At 61.9% G+C, this 17,936-nt stretch carries 14 protein-coding genes; all 14 read left to right on the top strand.

Annotation, left to right across the window (positions count from 1 at the left end; translation table 11 throughout):
• Nucleotides 1-33 precede the first annotated feature (33 nt).
• Complete coding sequence (locus KX729_RS14820; protein WP_219743250.1) at nt 34-1,494, top strand: UDP-N-acetylmuramoyl-L-alanyl-D-glutamate--2,6-diaminopimelate ligase; 1,461 nt, start codon at nt 34-36, stop codon at nt 1,492-1,494.
• The gene (locus KX729_RS14815; RefSeq protein WP_219743249.1) at nt 1,491-2,954 is read left to right on the top strand and encodes a UDP-N-acetylmuramoylalanyl-D-glutamyl-2,6-diaminopimelate--D-alanyl-D-alanine ligase; all 1,464 of its coding nucleotides are present in this window, start codon (nt 1,491-1,493) and stop codon (nt 2,952-2,954) included. Before KX729_RS14820 ends, KX729_RS14815 begins: the two co-directional genes overlap by 4 nt.
• On the top strand, nt 2,954-4,057 hold the full coding sequence (mraY, locus tag KX729_RS14810; RefSeq protein ID WP_219743248.1) for a phospho-N-acetylmuramoyl-pentapeptide-transferase: 1,104 nt from the start codon (nt 2,954-2,956) through the stop codon (nt 4,055-4,057). Before KX729_RS14815 ends, mraY begins: the two co-directional genes overlap by 1 nt.
• Before the next feature lie 6 nt (nt 4,058-4,063).
• Complete coding sequence (murD, locus tag KX729_RS14805) at nt 4,064-5,452, top strand: UDP-N-acetylmuramoyl-L-alanine--D-glutamate ligase (RefSeq protein WP_219743247.1); 1,389 nt, start codon at nt 4,064-4,066, stop codon at nt 5,450-5,452.
• A gap of 67 nt (nt 5,453-5,519) precedes the next feature.
• Nucleotides 5,520-6,674 carry a putative lipid II flippase FtsW gene (gene ftsW / locus KX729_RS14800; RefSeq protein ID WP_219743246.1) on the top strand — a complete coding sequence of 385 codons (1,155 nt, stop codon included), beginning with the start codon at nt 5,520-5,522 and terminating at the stop codon, nt 6,672-6,674.
• A 5-nt stretch (nt 6,675-6,679) separates the two neighbouring features.
• Nucleotides 6,680-7,819, top strand: a complete 1,140-nt coding sequence (murG, locus tag KX729_RS14795) for an undecaprenyldiphospho-muramoylpentapeptide beta-N-acetylglucosaminyltransferase (protein WP_219743245.1) — start codon at nt 6,680-6,682, stop codon at nt 7,817-7,819.
• Nucleotides 7,816-9,225 (top strand): UDP-N-acetylmuramate--L-alanine ligase, encoded by a 1,410-nt coding sequence (murC, locus tag KX729_RS14790; protein ID WP_219743244.1) that lies wholly within the window; start codon nt 7,816-7,818, stop codon nt 9,223-9,225. Before murG ends, murC begins: the two co-directional genes overlap by 4 nt.
• Nucleotides 9,226-9,227: 2 nt before the next feature.
• Nucleotides 9,228-10,202, top strand: coding sequence for a UDP-N-acetylmuramate dehydrogenase (gene murB, locus KX729_RS14785; protein WP_219743243.1), 975 nt, complete (start codon nt 9,228-9,230; stop codon nt 10,200-10,202).
• Between the two features lie 252 nt (nt 10,203-10,454).
• Complete coding sequence (gene aqpZ / locus KX729_RS14780; protein WP_219743242.1) at nt 10,455-11,174, top strand: aquaporin Z; 720 nt, start codon at nt 10,455-10,457, stop codon at nt 11,172-11,174.
• Nucleotides 11,175-11,506: 332 nt separating this feature from the next.
• Nucleotides 11,507-12,433, top strand: coding sequence for a D-alanine--D-alanine ligase (locus KX729_RS14775; protein ID WP_219743241.1), 927 nt, complete (start codon nt 11,507-11,509; stop codon nt 12,431-12,433).
• Nucleotides 12,421-13,353, top strand: coding sequence for a cell division protein FtsQ/DivIB (locus KX729_RS14770; protein ID WP_312991031.1), 933 nt, complete (start codon nt 12,421-12,423; stop codon nt 13,351-13,353). Before KX729_RS14775 ends, KX729_RS14770 begins: the two co-directional genes overlap by 13 nt.
• Nucleotides 13,350-14,684, top strand: coding sequence for a cell division protein FtsA (gene ftsA / locus KX729_RS14765; RefSeq protein WP_219743240.1), 1,335 nt, complete (start codon nt 13,350-13,352; stop codon nt 14,682-14,684). Before KX729_RS14770 ends, ftsA begins: the two co-directional genes overlap by 4 nt.
• 86 nt (nt 14,685-14,770) lie before the next feature.
• Nucleotides 14,771-16,597, top strand: a complete 1,827-nt coding sequence (gene ftsZ, locus KX729_RS14760) for a cell division protein FtsZ (RefSeq protein ID WP_219743239.1) — start codon at nt 14,771-14,773, stop codon at nt 16,595-16,597.
• 288 nt (nt 16,598-16,885) lie between these two features.
• Complete coding sequence (gene lpxC, locus KX729_RS14755) at nt 16,886-17,842, top strand: UDP-3-O-acyl-N-acetylglucosamine deacetylase (RefSeq protein ID WP_219743238.1); 957 nt, start codon at nt 16,886-16,888, stop codon at nt 17,840-17,842.
• The last annotated feature ends 94 nt before the right edge of the window (nt 17,843-17,936 follow it).

Genomic DNA, 17,936 nt, shown 5'->3' with positions numbered 1-17,936 from the left:
CGAGGGGACGACGCTCATATGAAGAACGAGCCGATGAAATTACGCGATCTGGTCTCCGGATATTTTCCGGAGATCGCCGAACTGATGGCCGGGCCGGCTGGCGATCTGGAGATCACCGGACTGTCTTCCGACAGCCGCAAGATCAAGCCGGGAATGCTGTTTGCCGCACTGGCAGGCTCGAAGGCCGACGGTGCCGGTTATATCGGCGATGCGGCCGCCCGCGGTGCGGTTGCGGCAATCGCAGGGCATTCCGCCGATGTCGGCATTCCGGTTCTCTCCGTTTCCAATCCGCGCCGTCTCCTGGCGCTTGCCGCAGCCCGTTTCTACGGCGCGCAGCCGGAGACGATGGTGGCCGTAACCGGCACGGCCGGAAAGACCTCCGTTGCGTCCTTCACGCGACAGATCTGGGCACATGCCGGCCATCCCGCCGCACAGATCGGCACAACCGGCGTCGTTTCTCCGACCCGCAACGACTACGGCTCACTGACCACGCCCGATCCGGTCGACTTGCAGAAACTGCTGTCCGAGCTTGCCGCCGAAGGCGTGACCCACGCCGCGATGGAGGCGTCCAGCCACGGCCTCGACCAGAGCCGCCTCGACGGCGTGCGTTTGGCCGCCGCCGGCTTCACCAATCTCGGTCGCGACCACATGGATTATCATCCGACGATCGAGGAATACATGGCCGCCAAGATGCGGCTGTTTGATACGCTGATGCCGAAGGGCGCACCGGCAGTGATCTTTGCCGATGATGCGTGGTCGGAAGAAGCGATCCGGGTAGCAACGGCTTCGGGTCTCGAAGTTCGCACAGTCGGCCGTCGCGGCGATTATCTCGCGCTGAAGCGGGTCGAGCATTTCCGTCACAAGCAGATGGCCGAAATCCATTTCAAGGACCAGATTTTCGAAGTCGATATTCCGCTCGCCGGTGATTTCCAGATTTCCAATGCGCTGGTTGCGGCAGGTCTTGCCATGTCCACCGGCGTGCCGGCTCCCGTTGCCATGGCCGCGCTTGAAAAGCTGGTCGGTGCATCGGGCCGTCTCGAACTGGTCGGCCAGACGCTGGAAGGCGCGCCGGCCTATGTCGATTACGCCCACAAGCCGGATGCGCTGGAAAACGTGTTGACCTCCGTTCGTCCCTTCACGACCGGCCGCGTCATCGTGGTGTTCGGCTGCGGTGGCGATCGCGACAAGGGCAAGCGGCCGATCATGGGTGAGGTGGCGACAAGGCTTGCCGACGTTGTGATCGTTACCGACGACAATCCGCGCTCCGAAGTGCCGGCCGTCGTCCGCTCGGAAATCATGGCGGCAGCACCTGGCGCCATCGAAATTGGTGATCGCGCCCAGGCGATCCGCGCTGCAGCGCTGATGCTGCATTCCGGCGATACGCTGATTGTCGCCGGCAAGGGACATGAAGAGGGGCAGACGATCGGCACCACCGTGCTGCCGTTCTCGGATCATGTCGAACTACGTAAGGCGTTGGAGGAGTTGAAGTCGTGAGCTTGCTGTGGACTTCCGAAGAGATGACGGCTGCCATGGGCGGCCGTCCTGTGGGCAACCTGCCGGAAGGCATTACCGGCATTTCGATCGACAGCCGTTCCATCGGCCAGGGCGAAGCCTTCTTCGCCATCAAGGGCGACCGGGTCGATGGTCATGACTTTGCCGGCTTGGCGGCCGCCAATGGTGCGTCCGTCATCGTCGTTTCCGAAGGCAAGCTTCCGGCGCTCGGCCGTCTGAGCGCGCCGTTGATCGTTGTCGACGACGTGCTGGCTGCACTCGGCCGGCTGGGGCTCGCCTCGCGGGAGCGCAGCCGCGCCCGGATCGTCGCCGTTACCGGTTCGGTCGGTAAGACGACCACCAAGGAAATGCTGCGCCACGCACTGGTGCCGTCGGGCAAAGTGCATGCGGCCGTCGCCTCGTTCAACAATCACTGGGGCGTGCCGCTGACGCTTGCCCGCATGCCGGCGGACACGAATTTTGGCGTCTTCGAAATCGGCATGAACCATGCGGACGAAATCCGTCCGTTGGTGCAGATGGTGCGTCCGCATGTGGCGATCATCACCACGATCGCCGCGGCGCATCTCGGGCATTTCAAGAATCTCGAAGAGATCGCGGCCGCCAAGGCCGAGATTTTCGAAGGCCTGGAGCCGGGCGGCGTGGCCATCCTCAACCGCGATATCCCGCAGTTCGAATTCCTCGAAGCTCAGGCCAATGCCGTCGGCGTCCCGCATGTCCGGACCTTCGGACAGCATGCCAAGGCGGATTTCCGGCTGGCGGATTTCGACGGCAATGCCGAAAGCTCGACCGTCTGGGCCGTGCTGAACGGCGAGACCTCGGAAGTCCATATCGGTGCGCCCGGCCGCCATATTGCCGAGAATGCCATGGCGGTACTTGGCGCCTGCCTTTTGGTCGGCGCGGATATGCCGAAGGCGATGCAGGCTATGGCAGAACTCAGAGCAGTCAAGGGCCGCGGCGAGCGGCATCTGCTCGGCATCGGCGAGGGCCATCTGACCCTGATCGACGAAAGCTACAACGCTAATCCGGCTTCGATGCGTGCGGCCATCGCACTGCTTGCTTCCTCTGCTCCTGAAATCAATGGCCGGCGCATCGCCGTGCTCGGCGACATGCTGGAAATGGGCGAGTTTTCCCAGGAGGTTCACGAGGAACTTGCCGGCCCGCTGCTTGCCGCCGGCATCGAACATGTCTGGCTTGCAGGAAAAGAAATGGCAGCGCTCAAGGAATCGCTGCCGGACAGCGTCGAAGTGACGTATTTCGAAAAAACGGCCGATCTCGCCGATTTCGTGGTGCGCTCGGTGATCCCCGGGGATGTGGTCATGGTCAAGTCCTCGCTCGGCATCGGCTTCGGCAAGATTGTTGCAGCTTTGCTTGACAACTACCCGGCATTCTCCGACACGGAGCGCCAATCGACCGAAGATGCGACTTCTGGAAAGGGCGCTTGATGCTGATGTGGCTTGTGGAATTGTCGGACAAGGTCCAGTTTTTCAACCTGTTCCGATATATCACGTTCCGGACCGGAGCCGCGCTCTTCACCTCGGCGTTCATCGTCTTCCTGTTCGGGCCGGGGATGATCAATTCGCTGCGTGTCCGCCAGGGCAAGGGGCAGCCGATCCGGGCCGACGGGCCGCAGACGCATTTCAAGAAGGCCGGCACGCCGACCATGGGCGGGCTGATGATCCTTGCCGGCATTGTCGGCGGGGCTTTGCTCTGGGCCGACCTTTCCAACGTCTATGTGGTGGCGACACTGCTTGTGACGCTCGGTTTCGGCGCGATCGGCTTCTATGACGATTATCTGAAAGTCACGAAGCAGACCGATAAGGGTTTTTCCGGCAAGGCGCGTCTGGGACTTGAGTTCGTCATCGCCGGTATCGCGGTGTTCTTCATGATGCGCATGGCGCTTGCGACCGGTGCCACTACCAATCCGACGCTCGGCACTTCGATCGCCTTTCCGTTCTTCAAGGACCTTTTCATCAATCTCGGCGTGTTCTTCGTGCTGTTCGGCGGCTTCGTCATCGTCGCGGCCGGCAATGCCGTCAACCTGACGGACGGCCTCGACGGTCTGGCCATCGTGCCTGTCATGATCGCCGCCGCATCCTTCGGCGTCATTGCCTATCTCGCCGGTAACGTCGTGTTCGCGGGTTATCTGCAGATCAATTTCGTGCCCGGCACCGGTGAGCTTGCCGTCATTCTAGGCGCGGTGATCGGGGCAGGCCTTGGCTTCCTGTGGTTCAATGCGCCGCCTGCCGCCATCTTCATGGGCGACACGGGTTCGCTGGCGCTCGGCGGCCTGATCGGCTCGGTTGCCGTTGCCACCAAGCATGAGATCGTCATGGCGATCATCGGCGGCCTGTTCGTGATGGAGACGCTGTCGGTCATCATCCAAGTCGGCTTCTTCAAGATGACCGGCAAGCGCGTCTTCCTGATGGCGCCGATCCACCACCATTTCGAAAAGCTCGGCTGGACGGAAAGCCAGGTGGTCATCCGCTTCTGGATCATCGCGGTCGGTCTTGCACTGCTCGGCCTTTCGACGCTCAAGCTGCGGTAAGAGTTGATGATCGCGGTCACCACTTTCAAGGATAAGCAGGTCGCGCTTTTCGGTCTCGGCGGCTCCGGTCTTGCGACTGCCAGGGCGCTGGTTGCGGGGGGTGCCAAGGTAACCGCCTGGGACGACAATCCGGATAGCGTCGCCAAGGCAACGGCTGAGGGGATTGCGACCGCGGACCTGCGCACGATCGACTGGCAGGCGCAGGCGGCCTTCGTTCTATCGCCGGGCGTGCCGCTCACGCATCCGAAGCCGCATTGGAGCGTCGATCTGGCGCGGGCAGCCGGCGTCGAGATCATCGGTGATGTCGAGCTTTTCGTGCGCGAGCGCCGGGCGCATGCGCCCGATTGCCCGTTCATCGCGATTACCGGTACCAACGGCAAGTCGACCACCACGGCGCTGATCGCCCATATCCTGAAATCCTCCGGCCGCGACACGCAGCTCGGCGGCAATATCGGTACGGCGATCCTCACCCTCGACCCGCCGAAGGCCGAACGTTATTTCGTCGTCGAATGCTCGTCCTACCAGATCGATCTGGCGCCGACGCTCAATCCGACCGCCGGCATTCTGCTCAACCTGACACCAGACCATCTCGACCGTCACGGCACGATGCAGCATTACGCCGACGTCAAGGAGCGCCTTGTCGCCGGTGCCGAGACCGCGGTGATCGGCGTCGACGATACGTTCTGCACGCTGATCGCCGACCGCGTCGAACGGGCCGGCGTCAATGTGCAGCGCATTTCCAAGCGTAGCGTCGTTGAGAATGGTCTTTATGCCGAGGGCTCGAAGATTATCGAGGCGCATGCTGGCGCATCGTCTCTGCTCCTTGATCTCGACGGTATCCAGACGCTGAAGGGCAGCCACAATGCCCAGAACGCCGCGGCGGCGATCGCCGCCTGCCTTGCGGTTGGTGTGTCGAAGGATGAAATCCGTGAGGGTCTCAAATCCTTCCCGGGCCTGAAGCATCGCATGCAGCCCGTCGGCAAGCGCAATCAGGTTGTCTTCGTCAACGATTCGAAGGCGACCAACGCGGATGCGGCAGCACCTGCGCTGTCCAGCTACGACCGGATCTACTGGATTGCCGGCGGTCTTCCCAAGGAAGGCGGGATCGCAAGCCTCGCACCACTCTTTCCGCGTATCGTCAAAGCCTATCTGATCGGAGAGGCAGCTCCGGCGTTTGCCGCGACCCTCGGCGAGGCGGTGCCCTACGAGATTTCGGGCACGCTCGAAAGGGCGGTCGAGCATGCGGCGGCGGATGCTGCAGCCGACACGACGGCATCCGCGGTGATGCTGTCGCCGGCCTGCGCCAGCTTCGATCAGTTCAAGAATTTCGAAGTCCGCGGAGATGCATTCGTGGGCCATGTCGCAGCGCTCGCCGGCGTTACGATGCTCATTTGACCGTTTGGGCTGATTTGACTGTTTGATCTCACGCTTGGTGGATCAGGACGGAAGGGAAGACTGAAAGATGGTAAGCCGCGCAGACCGTGGGCCGCTCGCAGACTGGTTCTGGACGATCGACCGTTTCTTCCTCGCCGCCTTCATCATGCTGATGGGTATCGGCTTCATGCTCTCGTTTGCCGCTTCGCCGGCCGTGGCCGAGCGAATCGGGCTCGACAGCTTCCACTTCGTGGAGCGTCACGCGCTGTTCGTCATCCCGTCGCTGATCACCATGATCGGGCTTTCGTTTCTGACGCCGCGGCAGGTGCGGCGCACCGCGATCGTGCTGCTTGCCGTCGCGCTGGCCCTGATGGTGCTGGCGCTTTTCTTCGGCGTCGAGGTCAAGGGCGCGCGGCGCTGGATCGGCGTCGGGATGTTCTCGATCCAGCCATCGGAATTCATGAAGCCCGCCTTCGTGGTGGTCTGCGCCTGGCTGTTCGCCGAACATGCCCGGCAGCCGGAAATCCCAGGCAATCTCTTCGCCATCATCCTGTTCGGCATCGTCGTGGCGTTGCTCGTCGCTCAGCCTGACCTTGGCCAAACCATTCTGACCAGCGTCGTCTGGGGCGGCATGTTCTTCATGGCCGGCATGCCCTGGCTGTGGATCATGCTGCTTGGAGGCGTCGGCGCGGGCGGCATCGTGGCGGCCTATTACATGCTGCCGCACGTGACGGCGCGTTTCGACAAGTTCCTGACCGGCGAAGGCGACCGTTTCCAGATCGAGACCGCGCATGAGGCGATCCTGCAGGGCGGTTGGTTCGGCCAGGGTCCGGGCGAGGGCATTGTCAAGCGCATCCTACCAGACAGCCATACCGACTTCGTGTTCTCCGTTGCAGCGGAAGAATTCGGCATTATCTTCTGTATGGTGATGGTGGCGATTTTCGCCTTCATAGTGCTGCGCGGCTTGAACCACGCCTTCAAGGAGCGCAATGACTTCAACCGTTTTGCCGTCGCGGGCCTCGTCCTGCAGATCGGCATGCAGTCGATGATCAATATCGGCGTGAACCTCGAACTTATGCCGGCCAAGGGCATGACGCTGCCGCTGATCTCCTATGGTGGTTCGTCGATGATCGCGATCTGCATCACGGCGGGCTTCATTCTGGCGCTGACGCGCCATCGCCCGGAAAAGCGGGCGCAGGAGCGGAGCCTGTTCCGCGTCGCCCATGGTGTGCCGGCGGAGTAATTTAGATGAGCAAAGGCATCATCCTGCTTGCCGCCGGGGGAACCGGCGGCCATGTTTTCCCAGCCGAAGCACTTGGGCATGAGCTCAAGCAGCGCGGCTATTCCGTGCATCTGGTGACGGACAGCCGTGCAGAGCGTTTCGCCGGCACGTTTCCGGCCGACGAAATCCATGTCGTTGCGTCCGCAACCTTCACTTCGAAGAACCCGATCGCTTTGGCCCGCACCGGCTGGAAGCTGTTTACCGGTCTGCGCGCCGCGCGCCGGCTGATCAGCCGGCTGAAGCCACTCGCTGTCGTCGGTTTCGGCGGTTATCCGACCGCGCCGCCGCTGATGGCCGCGACCTCGATGGGTGTGCCGTCGATGATCCATGAGCAGAACGCGGTGATGGGCCGCGCCAACAAGGCGCTTGCCGCCAAGGTGCAGGCGATTGCCGGCGGCTTTCTTCCGGAAGATAGCGGTCCCTATGCGGACAAGACGGTGACGACGGGTAATCCGGTGCGTCCGGCCGTGCTGGCCGCAGCAAACGTTCCCTATGTCGCCTCGCGCGGCAATGATCCGTTCCGGCTTGTCGTATTCGGCGGCAGCCAGGGCGCGCAATATTTCTCCTCCGCCGTGCCGACGGCGCTGAGCCTGCTCGACAAGGCGGATCGCGAGCGGCTGGTGGTGACGCAGCAGGCGCGGCCGGAAGACAAGGACCGGGTGATGTCCTGCTTTTCCAAGCTGAAGGCGCCGGCGGATATCTCGTCGTTCTTCTCGGACATGGCCGAGCGGCTTTCGATGGCACATCTGGTGATCTGCCGTTCCGGCGCCTCCACCGTTTCGGAAATCGCCGTGATCGGCCGTCCTTCGATCCTCGTTCCTTACCCGCATGCGCTGGATCATGACCAGGCTGCCAATGCCGCCGCACTCGTTGCGACCGGCGGCGCGCAGGTCGTGCCGCAGTCGGAGCTTTCGCCGGAAAAGCTTTCCGGCCTGATCTCGGCGGCGATGAAGGAGCCGGACCGGCTTGAAAAGATCGCCGCGGCCGCTAGGTCTGCCGGGCGTCCCAATGCAGCCAGCCTTCTTGCCGACATGGTGGAGGTTCTTGCGGAGCGCAAATCGATTTCGGAATTCAAAAAACAGAAGAATACAGGAGCAGGCGCATGAAGATGCCGAAGGCCATCGGGCTCGTTCATTTCATCGGCATCGGCGGGATCGGCATGAGCGGCATTGCCGAAGTGCTGCACAATCTTGGCCATAAGGTTCAGGGCTCCGACCAGTCGGACGGCGCCAACGTGCAGCGCCTGCGCGACAAGGGCATCCCGGTTTTCGTCGGCCATCAGGCCGACAATCTTGGTGACGCCGAAGTCGTGGTCGTTTCGACTGCCATCAAGAAGAACAATCCGGAGCTGATCGTCGCCCGCGAACGCTCGCTGCCGGTCGTGCGGCGCGCCGAAATGCTGGCCGAACTCATGCGTTTCCGCAATGCGATTGCCATCGGCGGCACGCATGGCAAGACGACGACGACCTCGATGGTTGCGACGCTTCTCGAAGCAGGTGGGCTCGACCCAACCGTCATCAATGGCGGCATCATCAATGCCTACGGCACCAATGCCCGCATGGGCGAGGGCGAGTGGATGGTGGTCGAGGCCGACGAATCGGACGGCACCTTCCTGAAACTGCCGGCCGATGTCGCCGTCGTCACCAATATCGACCCTGAACACCTCGATCATTACGGCAATTTCGATGCCGTGCGCGCGGCTTTCCGGCAGTTCGTCGAAAACGTTCCGTTCTATGGCTTTGGCGTGCTCTGCATCGACCATCCGGAAGTCCAGGCACTGGTCGGCCGTATCGAAGACCGCAAGATCGTCACCTATGGCGAAAACCCGCAGGCCGACGCGCGATTCTTCAACGTCCGCATCGAAGGCACCAAATCGATCTTCGACGTGGAAATCCGCCGCCGCCGCACCGGCCGGGTCTTCAATTTCAACGACCTGACGCTGCCGATGCCGGGTCGCCACAATATTTCCAATGCTACCGCGGCGATCGCCGTCGCCAACCGGCTTGGCATTTCGGAAGAGGGCATTCGCAAGGGGCTGGCGAACTTCTCCGGCGTAAAGCGCCGCTTCACGCTGACCGGCACGGTCAACGGCGTTTCTATCTTCGACGATTACGGTCACCATCCGGTGGAGATCAAGGCGGTGCTGAAGGCGGCGCGCGAAGCCTGCAAGGGCCGGATCATCGCCGTGCATCAGCCGCACCGTTATACCCGTCTCGCGAGCCTGTTCGAAGACTTCGCGACCTGCTTCAACGATGCCGACAGCATCATCCTCGCGCCGGTCTATGCGGCGGGCGAAGAGCCGATCGAAGGGGCGAATTCGGAAACGCTGGTGTCGCGTATCCGCTCGGGCGGACATCGGGATGCACGCTATATGGCATCACCGACCGAACTCGCGTCGATAGTATCGGGCATTGCGAAACCGGGTGATTTTGTGGTTCTTCTGGGGGCAGGTAATATCACGCAATGGGCGGCAGCTTTGCCGAGGGAACTGGAAAGCATTTCGGGACAGTGAGAATGAAGCAGGTGAATGGGGAAAAACTGCTGGCGTCACTTGGGGATGGCGTCAATGAGCTGCGCGGGCGCTTGACGCCTGATGCGCCGATGGATCGCGTAACCTGGTTCCAGGCGGGTGGTCTCGCGGAACTGATGTTCCAGCCTCATGATGTCGACGATCTTTCGGCATTCCTGAAAATCCTGCCTGAAGAGGTGCCGTTGACCGTGGTCGGTGTCGGCTCCAACCTGCTCGTGCGCGACGGCGGCATTCCGGGTGTCGTGCTGCGCCTCTCGGCCAAGGGCTTCGGCGGTCTCGACCTTGTCGGCGACAATCGCATCCAGGCCGGTGCCATCTGCCCTGACAAGCATATCGCCGCGATGGCGATGGACAACGGCATCGGCGGCTTCGCCTTCTATTACGGCATTCCCGGCTCGATCGGCGGAGCGCTGCGCATGAATGCCGGCGCCAATGGCGGCGATACGTCCGGCCGCGTCGTCGAGGTGCATGCGATCGACCGCAAGGGTGAGAAGCATGTCTTCTCGAATGCGGACATGGGCTACAGCTACCGGCATTCCTCGGTACCGGCCGACATGATCTTCACCCATGCGGTTTTCGAGGGGTACCCGGAAGACCGCGCCAAGATCCGTGCCGAGATGGATGCGGTTCGCCAGCATCGCGAGACGGTGCAGCCGGTCAAGGAAAAGACCGGTGGTTCGACCTTCAAGAATCCGGAAGGCCATTCGGCCTGGAAGCTGATCGACGAGGCCGGCGGCCGCGGATTGATGAACGGCGGCGCGCAGATGTCGTCGCTGCACTGCAATTTCATGATCAATATCGGCCATGCGACCGGTTACGATCTCGAATATCTCGGCGAAATGGTCCGCCAGCGCGTTTTCGAAAATGCCGGCATCAAGCTGGAATGGGAAATCAAGCGTCTCGGCGTTTTCATGCCGGGCCGCGAGGTTCGTCCGTTCCAGGGGGCCACGACCGAATAACGATCGCCGGATATGCGGGCAATATTTTTATTGTCGAATATGCGAAAATGCCGCTAAGCCAAAAGCTTGGCGGCATTTTCTTATGTTTTGTCTAAACACCAGGCGTCTCTCATCGGAACCTGCATCCATCGGCTTTTTCGAATTCTCTTGTTCACTGTGCGTTCAGTTGAAAAGGTTGTATATTCCCGCGCTGCAATCGCGTGCACCGGAGGTCGGCAGTGGGCCGGCAGGTGCGGCAGCAGGGGGATTATAATGTTCAGAAAATTTTCAGCCGAATTTCTCGGCACATTTTGGTTGGTTTTCGGCGGATGCGGCAGTGCGGTTCTCGCCGCGGCATTTCCGGAACTCGGTATCGGCTTCACCGGCGTGGCACTGGCGTTCGGCTTGACCGTCCTGACCATGGCTTATGCGGTGGGCGGCATTTCCGGCGGTCATTTCAATCCGGCCGTCTCGGTCGGTCTGGCGCTTGCCGGACGGTTTAAGACGTCCGAACTTCCGTATTACGTCGTGGCGCAGGTCGCCGGCGCGATCGTTGCCGCCTTCGTGCTTTATCTCGTTGCTTCGGGGAAGGCTGATTTCCAGGTGGGCGGCTTTGCGTCCAACGGTTACGGCGAACATTCGCCGGGCGGTTATTCGCTGACATCCGGGCTGATCATCGAAATGGTGCTGACCGGTTTCTTCATCTTCATCATTCTGGCCGCGACAGGCCCGAAAGTGCCGGCTGGTTTCGCGCCGATCGCGATCGGACTGGCGCTGACGCTGATCCACCTGATCTCGATCCCGGTCACCAACACGTCCGTCAATCCGGCCCGTTCGACTGGCGTTGCCCTGATTGCCGGCGGCTGGGCGCTGGGCCAGCTGTGGCTCTTCTGGGTCGCTCCCATCCTCGGCGCCGCGGCCGGGGCCATGGCGTGGAAGGTCGTGAATACGCCTGACAGCACGGCTGCCACGACGGGCCCGGCTGTCGCCTGACCTTCAGGCATGATCGTTGCGATCAACGGAGCCCGCTCGGCCAAGTGCCGGGCGGGCTTTTTGCATGGAATCATGACTGGCGATTCCGTCGCGCAGCCTGCCGCCATCGGTCGCGCGTTAACTTTCAAGGCAGTATTTTTTCGTTAGTTTTCATGCCTTTGGCCGATGGGATTAATCAAGGTAAACGATTTGTTAACCATATTGGGGCATTAATTCAGGCATGCCTTACACATCGGGAATCGCCCTGACGAAAAGGCCTTCGCGGAACCCAAGCAAAAGCTTCGGGCAAGCGTCGAAGTAAAGAGTGTAATCCTTTTTGCGAGAGTGAGCCGATGACCGACAAGCATGTAGCAGTTCTGATGGGAGGTTTTTCCTCCGAGCGGCCTGTCAGCCTGTCGTCGGGCAATGCCTGCGCTGATGCGCTGGAAGGCGAGGGCTATCGCGTTACGCGGGTCGATGTGGGTCGCGACGTTGCTGCGGTTCTTTCCGAGTTGAGGCCGGATGTCGCCTTCAATGCTTTGCACGGTCCGTTCGGTGAAGACGGTACCATTCAGGGCATTCTTGAATATCTGGAAATCCCCTACACTCATTCCGGCGTGCTCGCTTCCGCACTTGCGATGGACAAGCAGCAGGCAAAGCATGTCGCGAAGGCTTCCGGCGTTCCGGTTGCCGAAGCCAAAGTTCTCAATCGCCTTGATATCGGCAATCAGCACCCGATCAAGCCGCCTTACGTCGTCAAGCCGGTTCGCGAAGGTTCGTCCTTCGGCGTGGTGATCGTGCAGGAGAATCAGTCGCATCCGCCGCAGATCATCGGTTCGTCCGAGTGGCGTTACGGCGATAGCGTCATGGTCGAGCGGTATGTCTACGGCCGCGAGCTGACTTGCGGCGTGATGGGGAATGTGGCGCTCGGCGTGACCGAGGTGGTACCCATGAACCATGCCTTCTACGATTATGATGCGAAATACGCGGCCGGTGGTTCGAAACACGTCATTCCGGCGCAAATTTCACCGAATATTTACCAAAAGATTCAAACACTGGCGCTCAAGGCGCATCAGGCGATGGGCTGCCGTGGCGTCAGTCGTTCAGACTTCCGCTACGACGACCGCTTCTCCGAGAATGGCGAACTGATCTGGCTTGAGATCAACACTCAGCCGGGTATGACGCCCACCTCCCTGGTGCCCGAAATGGCCGGTCATGCCGGTCACTCCTTTGGTGAACTCGTCCGTTGGATGGTGGAGGACGCTTCGTGTTTGCGATGATCGGCAAAAAGTCGGGTGAACCGCGCGGCCGTTCTCAGGCTCTTTATCTCGGCGTCGAAGAGCGCCGTGTCCTGCCGCGTCCGCTTCGCAAGGCTGTCCGCTTCTGCGTGAGCCTGGCGACGGGCCGTATCCATATCCCGGCCCATACGGGCACGGCTGCTTCCTTCGCATTCTTTGCGGCGGTCGGTCTCTACGGCATGGCCGTCGGCGGCCATGGCCATGATGTTGCTCAGGCGACCACGGCGACCATCGGCTTTGCGATCGAGGATGTGCGCGTCTCCGGCAATGACCAGACGTCGGAAATCGACATCCTGCAGCTGCTTGGCCTCGACGGCACGACCTCGCTCGTGGCGCTCGATATCGATGCGGCCCGCCGCAAGCTTTCGTCTCTTCCCTGGGTCGAATATGCCGAGGTCCGCAAGATCTATCCGCGCACGATCGAGGTGATGCTCAAAGAACGTCAGGCTTTCGGTATCTGGCAGCACGGTTCGGAACTGTCGCTGATCGAAAAGAACGGCGCCGTCATCGCGCCGCTGCGCGACAACAAGTTCGCCTCGCTGCCGCTCTTCGTCGGTCGCAATGCAGAGCAGGGCGCTTCGACGTTCGAACATGAAATGGCCGGCTGGCCCGATCTGAAGAACCGGGTGAAGGCCTATGTGCGTGTCGCCGGCCGCCGTTGGGACCTGCATCTCGACAACGGCGTCGTCCTGAAATTGCCGGAAGACAATGTCGCCAAGGCGCTAACCGTGCTTGCCCGCCTCGAAAAGGAGCAGGGCGTGCTGGAGCGTGACGTGGCGGCTGTCGATCTTCGTCTCGAAGATCGCACCACAATCCAACTGACCCCCGCAGCGGTCGATCGACGCAAGGACGCACTTGAAGTGCGCGCCAAGGCGTTGAAGAAGCTCGGAGAGCAGTCGTGAGCATGTTCGGTTCCTCCTCTCACTTCGGTCTGCCCCGCATGAAGCCGCTTTCCTCCAAGCGTTCGCATGTCGTTTCCGTTCTGGACATCGGTTCAACCAAGGTGGTCTGCATGATCGCCCGGCTGACCCCGCGCCAGGAAAGCCAGGTTCTGCCTGGCCGTACCCATCACATCGAGATCATCGGCATCGGCCATCAGCGCTCCCGCGGGATGAAGTCGGGCGTGATCGCCGATCTGGATGCCGCCGAAAGCGTCGTGCGGCTTGCCGTCGATGCGGCCGAGCGCATGGCGGGCCTCACCGTCGACAGCCTGATCGTCAACGTTTCCGCCGGCCGCCTCTCGAGCGACATCTACACCGCGACGATCGATCTCGGCGGCCAGGAAGTCGAAGAGTCGGATCTGAAGAAGGTTCTGGTTGCCGCGAGCCATCAGTCGCAGCGTCAGGACCGCGCGATCCTGCATTCTCTGCCGACCGGTTTCTCGCTGGATGGCGAGCGCGGCATCCGCGATCCGCTCTCCATGTACGGCGATGAACTCGGCGTCGACATGCACGTGGTCTCGGCCGAACGGGTGATGCTGAAGAACCTCGAACTCTGCATCAACCGCGCGCACCTTTCCGTCGAAGGCATGGTGGCGACGCCTTATGCCAGCGGCCTTGCAGCGCTCGTCGACGACGAAGTCGAACTCGGATGCGCGGCGATCGACATGGGCGGCGGCACGACGACGATCTCCGTGTTTGCCGAAGGCAAGCTTGTTCATACCGATGCGATCAGCCTCGGTGGTCATCATGTGACGACCGACCTCGCACGCGGCCTCTCGACCCGTATCGAAGATGCCGAGCGGATGAAGGTCGTGCACGGTTCGTCGGTCGCCAACGGCGCCGACGAGCGCGACGTAATTTCGGTTCCGCCGATCGGCGAGGACGACCGCGACCAGCCGACCCAGGTGCCGCGCTCGCTCGTCACCCGCATCGTCAACGCCCGTATTGAGGAAACCCTCGAGCTGATCCGCGACCGCATCCAGAAGTCGGGTTTCAGCCCGATCGTCGGCAAGCGCGTCGTGTTGACCGGTGGTGCCAGCCAGCTGACTGGCCTTTCGGAGACTGCCCGCCGCATTCTGGCGCGCAATGTCCGCATCGGCCGTCCGATGGGCGTCTCGGGCCTGCCGCAGGCGGCCAAGGGCCCCGCATTTTCGACCGCGGTCGGCCTGATGATCTATCCGCAGGTGGCGGACATGGAAACACACGCCGCGCAGGGGGGGCTGATGTCCTCGCTCGGCAACGGTAACGGCAGGCTGGCCCGCGTGGGCCAGTGGCTGAAGGAAAGTTTTTGACGATTGGGCAAAGGCCCTGAGCGTCAAGCAAGGTTGAAATGAATTGGCCGGCGGCGATGCGGCCAGAAGAAGAAGGAACTGCTGCAATGACCATCAAGCTGCAAAAGCCGGAAATTAACGAGCTTAAGCCGCGCATCACCGTATTCGGCGTTGGTGGCGGCGGCGGTAACGCCGTCAACAACATGATCACGGCCGGCCTGGAAGGTGTCGACTTCGTCGTCGCCAATACGGATGCCCAGGCACTGACCATGACCAAGGCCGAAAAGGTCATCCAGATGGGTGTCCAGGTCACCGAAGGTCTCGGCGCGGGCTCGCAGCCGGAAGTCGGTCGCGCCGCCGCTGAAGAATGCCTGCCGGAGATCATCGATCACCTGCATGGCACGCATATGTGCTTCGTCACCGCCGGCATGGGCGGCGGCACCGGCACGGGTGCCGCCCCGGTCGTTGCACAGGCAGCCCGTTCCAAGGGCATCCTGACCGTCGGCGTCGTCACCAAGCCGTTCCACTTCGAAGGCCAGCGCCGCATGCGCCTTGCCGAATCGGGCATCCAGGAACTGCAGAAGTCGGTCGACACGCTGATCGTCATCCCGAACCAGAACCTCTTCCGCATCGCCAACGACAAGACGACCTTCGCCGACGCTTTCGCAATGGCCGACCAGGTTCTCTATTCGGGCGTTGCCTGCATCACCGACCTGATGGTCAAGGAAGGTCTGATAAATCTCGACTTCGCCGACGTCCGCTCGGTGATGCGCGAAATGGGCCGTGCGATGATGGGCACCGGCGAAGCATCCGGCCCGGGCCGTGCCATGCAGGCCGCCGAAGCCGCGATCGCCAACCCGCTGCTCGACGAAACCTCGATGAAGGGCGCTCAGGGCCTCCTGATCTCCATCACCGGCGGTCGCGACCTGACCCTGTTTGAAGTCGACGAAGCCGCGACCCGCATCCGCGAAGAAGTCGATCCGGATGCCAACATCATCCTCGGCGCGACTTTCGACGAAGCGCTGGAAGGCCTGATCCGCGTGTCTGTCGTGGCAACCGGTATCGATCGTGCCGCTCAGTCGCTCGATATCCGCTCCGCTGAAATGCGTGCGGCTGCCAAGCCGATCATTCGTCCTTCGATCGCTATCCCGGCGGCTCCTGTCATGCAGCAGCCGGCCCCGGTTATGCAGCAGCCCGCTCCGGTCCTGCAGCAGGCCCCGGTCATGCAGGCCGCACCTGCTCCGAAGCCGGCGTTCGACCCGATCGCCGAGACGATCCGCATGGCGGAAGCCGAAATGGAGCGTGAACTGGCGATCGCCGAGCCGCGCATTACTCCCGTCCAGCAGCCGGTCATGCAGCAGGCCGCTCCGGTCATGCAGCAGCCGCAGGAAGAGTTCCGCCCGCAGAGCCGTCTCTTTGCAGCCGCTCCGGAAGCTCCGGCTCCGGTCATGAGCCGCCCGGCACAGCCGGTCATGCAGCAGCCTGCTCCGATGCAGATGCAGCCGGCCCCGGTCATGCAGCAGCCGGTACAGCGGGTCGCCCCGCCGATGCAGCGCGAGCCGATCGCACCGTCCGTCTCGCAGATTGTCGAGCCGGTCCGCATGCCGAAGGTCGAGGATTTCCCGCCGGTCGTGAAGGCCGAGATGGAACATCGCGCCCAGCCGGTTCACCACGTGCAGGAAGAGCGCGGCCCGATGGGTCTGCTCAGCAAGATCCGCAACTCGCTTGGCCGTCGCGATGAAGAGCAGGCTCATGTCGAGCCCGCGGCCCCTGCTCCGGCACCCCAGCAGCGCCGTCCGCTTTCGGCCGAAGCCAGCCTCTACGCACCGCGTCGCGGCAACCTTGACGATCATGGTCGCCAGGCTCCGCAGGCCTCGCATCATGAGGATGATCAGTTGGAAATTCCGGCCTTCCTGCGCCGCCAGTCCAACTAATTCGCAAGCCGCATTAACGGCGGTCACGAAATGTGTAAAAGGCCCGGGTCAACGATCCGGGTCTTTGTGCGTTTTGCCTGTAACTCTACGCACTTAGCAACGTAACAATCCGAAACGAACAGTGATTTGGAATGTACGGAATGGCTGCGTATGAAGGATGCTGAAAAGACGCCACAAGGGACCTCGCCGATTCAGGCAAGCAGCATATAGCAGGCGTCGGATAACATTCGGATCCCCCTGGTCCATTTCGTCGGGCAGGGGGAGAACGATGAGAATAAGGCAGTAAGTATGACCATCGGATTGCTCGGTTTCCAGACCACCATCGCCGCCCCGGTAACGCTCAGGGGTATCGGTGTTCATTCTGGCGCGCCCGTCGGCATCACTTTCCAGCCCGCCGAAGCTAATAGCGGCGTGATTTTCTCCCGCGTTTTCCAGGACGGCAGCTCGGTCGAATACCGCGCCGTTTCCTCGCAGGTCGGCCCGACCGATCTCTGCACCATCCTCGGCACCTCGCCGGCCAAGTGGGTCGCAACGATCGAACATGTAATGGCCGCGCTTTACGCGCTCGGCATCGACAATGTCATGGTCGAAGTCGATGGCGCCGAAATGCCGATCATGGACGGCAGCTCGTTTCCGTTCATCGAGGCGATCGAACAGGTCGGTATCGTCAATCTCGGCATCAAGCGCCGTTATATCCGCGTCCTGAAGCCGGTTCGTATCGATTCCGGTGCATCCTGGTCCGAGTTCCGCCCGTATGACGGCACGCGTTTCGAAGTCGAGATCGATTTCACCTCGCCGCTGATCGGCCGCCAGAGCTGGAACGGTGAGCTGACCGCGCAGACCTTCAAGCAGGAATTGTCCCGCGCCCGCACTTTCGGCTTCATGCGCGATGTCGAGCGTCTCTGGGCCGCCGGTTATGCGCTGGGCTCGTCGCTTGAGAATTCCGTTGTCATCTCCGACGACGATACGATCGTCAATGTCGAAGGCCTGCGCTATGTGGACGAATTCGTTCGTCACAAGACGCTGGACGCCGTCGGCGACCTGGCGCTTGCCGGTGCGCAGTTCATCGGCTGCTACCGTTCCTATCGCGGCGGCCACAAGATGAACGCCAACGCGCTGAAGGCGCTGATGAGCGATCCGACGGCTTACGAAATCGTCGAGGCGCCGTCGTCGCGCTCGGCGCGGGTGCGGGCTCGTGAGTTCGTGCCGGTCAGCATGCCTGAGCTGACACCGGGCTTTGCTTGAAGGTATCGGGGCGTGAAAGATTTAGGTCCAGTCGACTTGGCCGCTTCCCCGGAAGCGGCCTTTTCTTTTGGAGAGATGCTCTCGGACACCGCAT

Source organism: Neorhizobium populisoli (assembly GCF_019430945.1).
Classification (GTDB): Bacteria; Pseudomonadota; Alphaproteobacteria; order Rhizobiales; family Rhizobiaceae; genus Neorhizobium; species Neorhizobium populisoli.
The sequence above is the reverse complement of the archived record's forward strand: the minus strand, read 5'-3'. Positions and strand labels throughout refer to the sequence as shown.